Annotated in this window: 9 protein-coding genes; 7 read left to right on the top strand and 2 right to left on the bottom strand. The window is 40.9% G+C overall.

Features of this window, described 5'->3' with window-relative positions; genetic code table 11:
* The coding region (locus J7K79_RS04115) for a methyl-accepting chemotaxis protein (protein ID WP_296905457.1) at nucleotides 1–1019 on the bottom strand (1019 nt) is incomplete at its 3' end.
* A gap of 144 nt (nucleotides 1020–1163) precedes the next feature.
* Here J7K79_RS04115 and J7K79_RS04110 point away from each other — a divergent pair.
* Genes J7K79_RS04110 through J7K79_RS04080 form a run of 7 tightly spaced genes read left to right on the top strand, consistent with a single transcriptional unit; the run spans nucleotide 1164 to nucleotide 5948 of the window.
* Nucleotides 1164–2534 carry an ATP-binding protein gene (locus tag J7K79_RS04110; protein ID WP_296905455.1) on the top strand — a complete coding sequence of 457 codons (1371 nt, stop codon included), beginning with the start codon at nucleotides 1164–1166 and terminating at the stop codon, nucleotides 2532–2534.
* Between the two features lie 40 nt (nucleotides 2535–2574).
* Nucleotides 2575–4341, top strand: a complete 1767-nt coding sequence (locus tag J7K79_RS04105; RefSeq protein ID WP_296905453.1) for an HTH domain-containing protein — start codon at nucleotides 2575–2577, stop codon at nucleotides 4339–4341.
* 12 nt (nucleotides 4342–4353) lie between these two features.
* Nucleotides 4354–4599 carry a hypothetical protein gene (locus J7K79_RS04100; protein ID WP_296905451.1) on the top strand — a complete coding sequence of 82 codons (246 nt, stop codon included), beginning with the start codon at nucleotides 4354–4356 and terminating at the stop codon, nucleotides 4597–4599.
* A 60-nt stretch (nucleotides 4600–4659) separates the two neighbouring features.
* Nucleotides 4660–4950, top strand: coding sequence for an SNF2-related protein (locus tag J7K79_RS04095; protein ID WP_296905461.1), 291 nt, complete (start codon nucleotides 4660–4662; stop codon nucleotides 4948–4950).
* A gap of 35 nt (nucleotides 4951–4985) precedes the next feature.
* Nucleotides 4986–5237, top strand: coding sequence for a DUF3883 domain-containing protein (locus J7K79_RS04090; RefSeq protein ID WP_296905459.1), 252 nt, complete (start codon nucleotides 4986–4988; stop codon nucleotides 5235–5237).
* Entirely contained in the window at nucleotides 5227–5547 is a 321-nt protein-coding gene (locus J7K79_RS04085) for a nucleotidyltransferase domain-containing protein (protein ID WP_296905448.1), read from the top strand. The genes J7K79_RS04090 and J7K79_RS04085 overlap by 11 nt, the downstream gene beginning before the upstream one ends.
* Nucleotides 5544–5948 (top strand): HEPN domain-containing protein, encoded by a 405-nt coding sequence (locus tag J7K79_RS04080; RefSeq protein ID WP_296905446.1) that lies wholly within the window; start codon nucleotides 5544–5546, stop codon nucleotides 5946–5948. The genes J7K79_RS04085 and J7K79_RS04080 overlap by 4 nt, the downstream gene beginning before the upstream one ends.
* A gap of 206 nt (nucleotides 5949–6154) precedes the next feature.
* Here J7K79_RS04080 and J7K79_RS04075 read toward each other — a convergent pair.
* Nucleotides 6155–6438, bottom strand: a 284-nt coding sequence (locus J7K79_RS04075; RefSeq protein WP_296905444.1) for a PAS domain-containing protein, incomplete at its 5' end; no start/stop codon positions are given.

Raw genomic sequence — 6438 nt, 5'->3', positions numbered from 1 at the left:
CCTTTATTGAAACTCTCAACAACTCTTTCCACATCTTTGGCAGAATCCGCTATCTTTCTCGTGGACTCGATAACGGATTTAAGGATATCTCCTGCTTCCTTCGCGAGTTGTGTACTCTGCTGGGCAAATTCTGCAGATTGTTGAGCGTTGTCGGCTATGTTTTTCGTAGCTCCACTTATCTCCTCAGCTCCCGCTGTTGTTTCCTGTATGGAAGATGATATGGATTGCATTCTTGACGATATGTTATCCATTTCCTTAACCACACTTTCTGTTTGGCTTGCGGCAGACTCACTTGAGGTGGCGATTTCTTCTATACTTTCAGCAACTCTGAATGTTTCGACCTGTATTTCACCGAGGTTGTCCCTGAGATACTCAATAGAAGCTTTGAATTCGTTTAAAAGTGTCCCCAGCTCATCTTTCGTTTTTGCTTCTTGGATCCGAATCGTCAGATCGTTGTTCCTCAGAGTTTTTGATGCTTCCACCACAGGTTTGAGATATCTGAGCATCCTGGATACCAGAATCAGCATGAGAATTACAGACGCAACAACTATTGCTGTTGAGACCATGTAGATCAAACTTTTGATGATCGAATTCATCGTCGATAGATTGTTTCTGACCTCCTCTTTTGTTTTGGTGAGTTCCGTTATAATGTCCTTTTTCACATTTTCTGTAAGTTGCAGGATTTTCGAAATGGCAGTTGTATCTCCCGCCTTTATAGCCTGAATGTTTTCGGACAGGATGTCCATATTCTTTTTCAAGGAAGGAATCTCATCTGCCACTTTCTTGAGATCGTTATACAACATTTCTATGGTTTCTAATTTCTCCAATCTCTGAGTGAATAGAGAAACAGCTCTTTTAAGTTCTCCTATCTTTTCCAGAGCATCAACCGCAAGAGTATACTTATCGAAGTTATCTGCTATATCCTTGTTCCCTTGAAGGAACATGTTACCAGATATCATCTCGACTGTGAGCAAAACTAAAAGAGGAATCAGTGCAATGAGTAAAAATTTCATCCTCATACTCATTCACAATCCCCCCTTTGAATTTTTCCTGTTTCGTAAAATGATAGTTTTACGACACAGCGTTTCAGGAAGAATTTATACTCGTGAGTATAATACCTCTTGGTATAATACTGATGAGTATATAAAACAAGAGGTGGAATCATGAAGTTCTACAACAGAAGAAAGGAGCTTGACTTTTTTCAAAAGGTAAAAGGTATGGATAAGAAGTACTTTGTGGTGATATTCGGAAGAAGGCGCATTGGAAAGACCACATTGATAAGAAAGGTCTTCGAAGATACGAAAACCTTTTACTACTTTGTGGAAGTTAAGAAAGAAGAGACACTCTTGAGAGATCTGAGTTTTTCTTTCTCAAAAGCCGTGTACAGCAACTGGTACGATTTGTTTTCTGAACTCTTCAACAGATACGAGTACATCGTGTTCGATGAGTTTCAAAACTTTCACAGGGTGAATCCATCCATCCTTTATTCTCTTCAGCACGCGTGGGACGACAACAAAAACAGGACCAAACTGATTGTTCTCGGCTCTTATGTGGGCTTGATGAAGAACATCTTCACGGATGAGAAGATGCCACTGTTCGGCCGGGCTGATAGCATCATCAACATCAAGGAATTTCCTCTGGGAGAAACTATTTCCATGCTAAAAGACTTTGGATACGGTGTTCACGAGGCATTTCAAATATATGCAATGGTGGGAGGTGTTCCAAAATACCTGTGGTTGTTCAAGGACAAAAGAGACATCGAGCAACTGATCTACGACATCTTCATCGATGAATTTGCCCCCCTGAAGGAAGAGGCAAAGAACCTTTTGGTATCAGAATTCGGTTCAGAACACAAGACGTACTTTTCTATACTGGAAGCAATTGCAGGAGGTATGAAGTCACTGTCTGAAATCTCCGATCTTTCTGGTATAGATGTAACAAAGCTTTCCAAATACCTGAGCGAGCTTTCGGAGGTCTACGAGATACTGTCAAAAGAGCGTCCTTTGCTCTCCGAAAAAAAGAGGAATTACAAATACAGGATCAAAGATCACTATTACAACTTCTTCTTTAAAAACATCTACAAAAACTACTCCATCATGGAATACGCCCCAGAAAAAGCTCTTGAAATCGTCTGGAGTAACTTCAATCAATACATGGGCTTCCAGTTCGAAGAGATATGCAGGCAATTCCTTCTGGAAAATCCCAGCCTTTTTGGTTTCACCCCGAAAGCCATTGGAAAGCACTGGGGAAGGGTTCCTCACAGAAAGAACGAATCGTACAATATAGACCTTGTCGCATACGATGAGGAAAACGTGTTGTTTGGGGAATGCAGGTGGTCTAACAAAAAAGTGGGAGAAGAAGAATATCGAAAACTTCTTCTGAGGAGTGAATACGTGAATACCGGAAAAAGAAAGAAGATCTACGCTCTATTTTCCAAAAGCGGTTTCGAAGAAAAGCTTTTGAAGATGAAGAGTGAAAACCTGCTTCTCATCACACCAGAAGATATGATGAGGGTGTATGGAGTAGTAGAATAAAATAAATAAAAATGAAAAAAAGACATTAAGGGGAGATATCATGACCTTCAAAGAAGCTGCTTACTTCATTCTGAAAAGAGAAAAAAGGCCAATGACGGCAAAGGAGATAGTGGAAATGGCTCTGAAAGAAAAGCTGATAAAAACTTCCTCCAAATCACCTGACAGAGATATGGCGATACAGATCTACGATGACATCAGATTGAATGGAAAGAACTCACCATTTGTGAAGGTGGGAAGAGGGCTTTTTGGATTGAGAGAGTTTGACGAACAGGAAAGAGAAACAACTGCTGAAAGAGTAGGGCACCTCATCAAAAGACTCGAGGAAACGCAGTACAGGAGCAACTCTCCTTCAGAGTTCGAAGAGGTTTTGAAAGAAGCCTTTTCTTTTCTTGGATTTGAGACGGACCTCATAGCAACACCTGGAAACACAGACGTTGTTCTCAAAGCGAACATAGGACGTGAGTCATACACTGTAAACGTGGATGGAAAAACCAGCAAATCCGGAAAGATCTCAGACGTTCAGATAGACTGGCTCTCGCTTGAAGACCACAAAGGGAAAACTGGTGCAGATTTTGTTGTGGTTGTAGGTCCTGACTTTGCAAAAGGAAACGTGGAAAAAAGAGCCCATAAAAGTGGTGTTGTCCTTCTAAAGGTGAAAGATCTGATAGAACTTTTGAAAGAACACGATAGATACCCTTTCAACCTGCTTGAGTTAAAAAGACTCTTTGAAACACCTGGTGATGTCAGTCAAGTTGTGGAAGAGCTCGTAAACGCTCATCGACGCAGAACCCACTTTCTGAAGAACCTGAAGTTCATCGTGGAGGAGATGGAAAATCTACAAAGCTGGCTGGGGTACTTCACCGTTGATTCACTTGTTGCAAGAATGGTGGAGAAAAAACTAGGACCTCAGATGATAAAAAGCGTCATAGACCTTTTGAACTCCCCCTTGATAAAAGCCGTTGAGGAGGTTTCTGAAGGGAAGTATATTCTGGTTTTCTCCGAAAAGGAGATTTCAAGAGTATTTGAGAGAGTTGCTTCACCTTTCGTAGAAGAAGCCAAAGGACTAAATGGAAAAACAAGTAAAGACGATAAATTGAAGGAGAAGCTCATAGTCTATCTATCCCAAGATCATCGTGTTCCAACCCTTCTCAGAGAAGTTCTTTTTCCTTTGTGTTTGGAACATACCGTTGTTACAAGAGAAATGATAAAGGAAAAACTTGTTAGAAAAAGAATGGCGAAAGATATAAGGCAGGCTGGATTGGTTTTGGCAACAGCTTCGAAAGTGATAGGAGAAAACGAATTGTTGAAAACGATCATAGAGTATGACAAGGTTAAACCTTGGATGAAGGATAATTTCAGATTAAAGAAGGATTACAGAGAGATAGTACAGAGTGTTCTTGAAGAGCTCGGAGAGATTAAAGAAAACACCCAACAAAAGGCTTCAGTATATTTCAAATGGGAAATGACAAAGAAATCAGTGATTGCCTGGGCTCGCAAGGAGAAACCGTATCGGAACTTTTGTCCTCTTGAATACTTCCAAACTATCTTGAGAAAAACTCTGGAAGCGTTTAGAGAGAATACCGAAGTGAGTGTTCGCACGGTTGCTTCTTTGCTTGAAAAAGAAGAGCTTGCACCCGGAAGGCCGTTTCATGGTAGAAGTGAAAGATACAAGATAGACATGGCACTGGGCATCCTGGAACTGGAAGGGTTCATCGAATGGACAGGAAGGAAGATGCCTGTGACGTACAGATTGAAAAAACCTGTTGAAGAGATAGAAAAATGGGCGGCATGGAGGTTTGGGGTATAAGGGGGATCTTTTATGCTAAAAGAAGGAAGCGTTGTGAAAGGACCCTTCTGGAGTGAGCCTGTTAGGATCGAAAAGATGCAAAAAGTTGATGAAAATTATTTCCGCATCTTGGGAAGCAAGTTGGAATCAAGGGAATTCGTAGATCAAATATTGAGCAAAGATGATCTAGATCGATTAAGCATATTAGAATTAGAAAGAAGTTTCATGGGAAATCCCGAGAATGTCTTTCTTTTTCTAGAAGCAAGCCGTTTCGAATAACCTTCCTCTTTGATCCTTTATAAGACTATGGATACATCCTAAAGCAGCCATGTATCAGGTATAGTCGATAGCCCCGGAGCCGGGAAAACAATAATGGCAGGTCTTGTATTGAAGGAGTTGAAACTCAGAGGTATCGCAAAAAAGATCTTGATCGTTGTACCCGGTCATTTGAAAGAACAATGGGGGAGAGAGTTGAAAGAGAAATTTGATGAAATATTTGTTGTTCTTGATAGAGGCACATTCAGTTCCCACTACGGTGAGAATCCATGGGAAGAATATGATCAGGTAATAACATCTATCGATTTTGCAAAGCAGGATGAAATTCTTGTAAGTCTGAGTTCCGTGAGCTGAGATCTGGTGATTGTAGATAAAGCTCACAGGATGGCATAGAGGTCAAAGCAAAATCAGGTGAAGAGGAAGTGGCTTTAACACCCAACGAGTGGTTCAAGGTGAAAAGATTTAAAGATCAGTGCTATCTGTACATTGTGACAAATGCAGCAACAAGTCCCACTTTCTACATCATTCGGAATCCAGCTGAAAGACTCCTGTCCAAGGAAAAGGTCGAAATGGTAAGGTTCATGGTACCTCTTGAAGAGTGGAAGAATGAAAAAAACAGAGGTGTGGAAAATGGAGAATGATCTTAGAAAAGAAATAGAAAACGCCCTTGAAGAAGATAATTTAACGTTGATCAAGATAATACTTTTTGGTTCAAGAGCTCGTAAAGATCATATGCCAGAGAGTGACTGGGATATACTTGTTGTTTTGAAGGAACAGATCGGCCCTCGGGAAAAGCGAGATGTCTGGCGAAAGATATACAAAGCTCTGCACAGGAAATTCCCGAGGCACTCGTTCGATATTATCATAAAGTCGGAGCAGGAATTTGAGAGCGAAAAATCCGTGGTGAACACAATATCGAGCGAAGCTGTAAAAGAAGGGATATTGCTATGACCGACAAGAAGGATATTATAAAGCGCTGGATTCAAAAAGCAGAGTCCGATCTGAAAACTGCCAGAATTTTGATGGAATCCAAAGGTTCTCCCACTGAATCTATATGTTTTCACTCGCAGCAGGCTGTAGAAAAACTCCTCAAAGCTTACCTTACCTTTGCAAACATAAGGGTTGGAAAAACACACGATATAGCCACTTTGCTTGAGCTTTGTATTGAAAAGGACGAAGACTTTAAAAAACTCGATCTGGAGAAGCTGGAAGAGCTCACATTTTACGCTGTTGATGTTAGATATCCTGATACTTTTTACATACCATCACGAGAGGAAGCTAAAGAAGCCTTATCACTTGCTGAAACATTGAGAGATTTCATTTTGAAAAAACTCGAAAGGATTCTAGAGTGAGCGTCATCTCCTCAAAAGGGAAAACATAAGGCATGGACACGTATCAACTTTGCACATCCAGTGAACACACGAACCTTCGGCAAGTTCGAGGGTAATGAGTTACGCGGCTTTGATTTTTGCTTCCAAGGATGTAGAAGAATTCACTCAATTTCCATGGCCCACAACACGCCAAAAAACAGGCTTTCCCTTTGGGGAGCCAGCGAATATCATGACTCACTCAGATTTGACGTCCTCCCAATCCAGAAGTCTTTTTTCTCCCTCCAGTTTTTTATGCTGGTGATGTCCTGAACTACTTCGAGTGTACCAATATAGTTTCCATTTTTGTCCAGAACGGGGATATATCGTATGTGAATCTTCTTCTCACCCATGTTGATCCAGAACTCTGCAGGTTTTTTTCTTCCTTCTTTGAAAGCCTTCAGGATTTTATTTACGATATGAACGCTCCTTGGTGGATGACAGAACTGCACCGGTCTTCCAAGAACGGTAGGTG

Source organism: Thermotoga sp. (assembly GCF_021162145.1).
Classification (GTDB): Bacteria; Thermotogota; Thermotogae; order Thermotogales; family Thermotogaceae; genus Thermotoga.
This window is presented reverse-complemented; position numbering and strand designations above follow the sequence as displayed.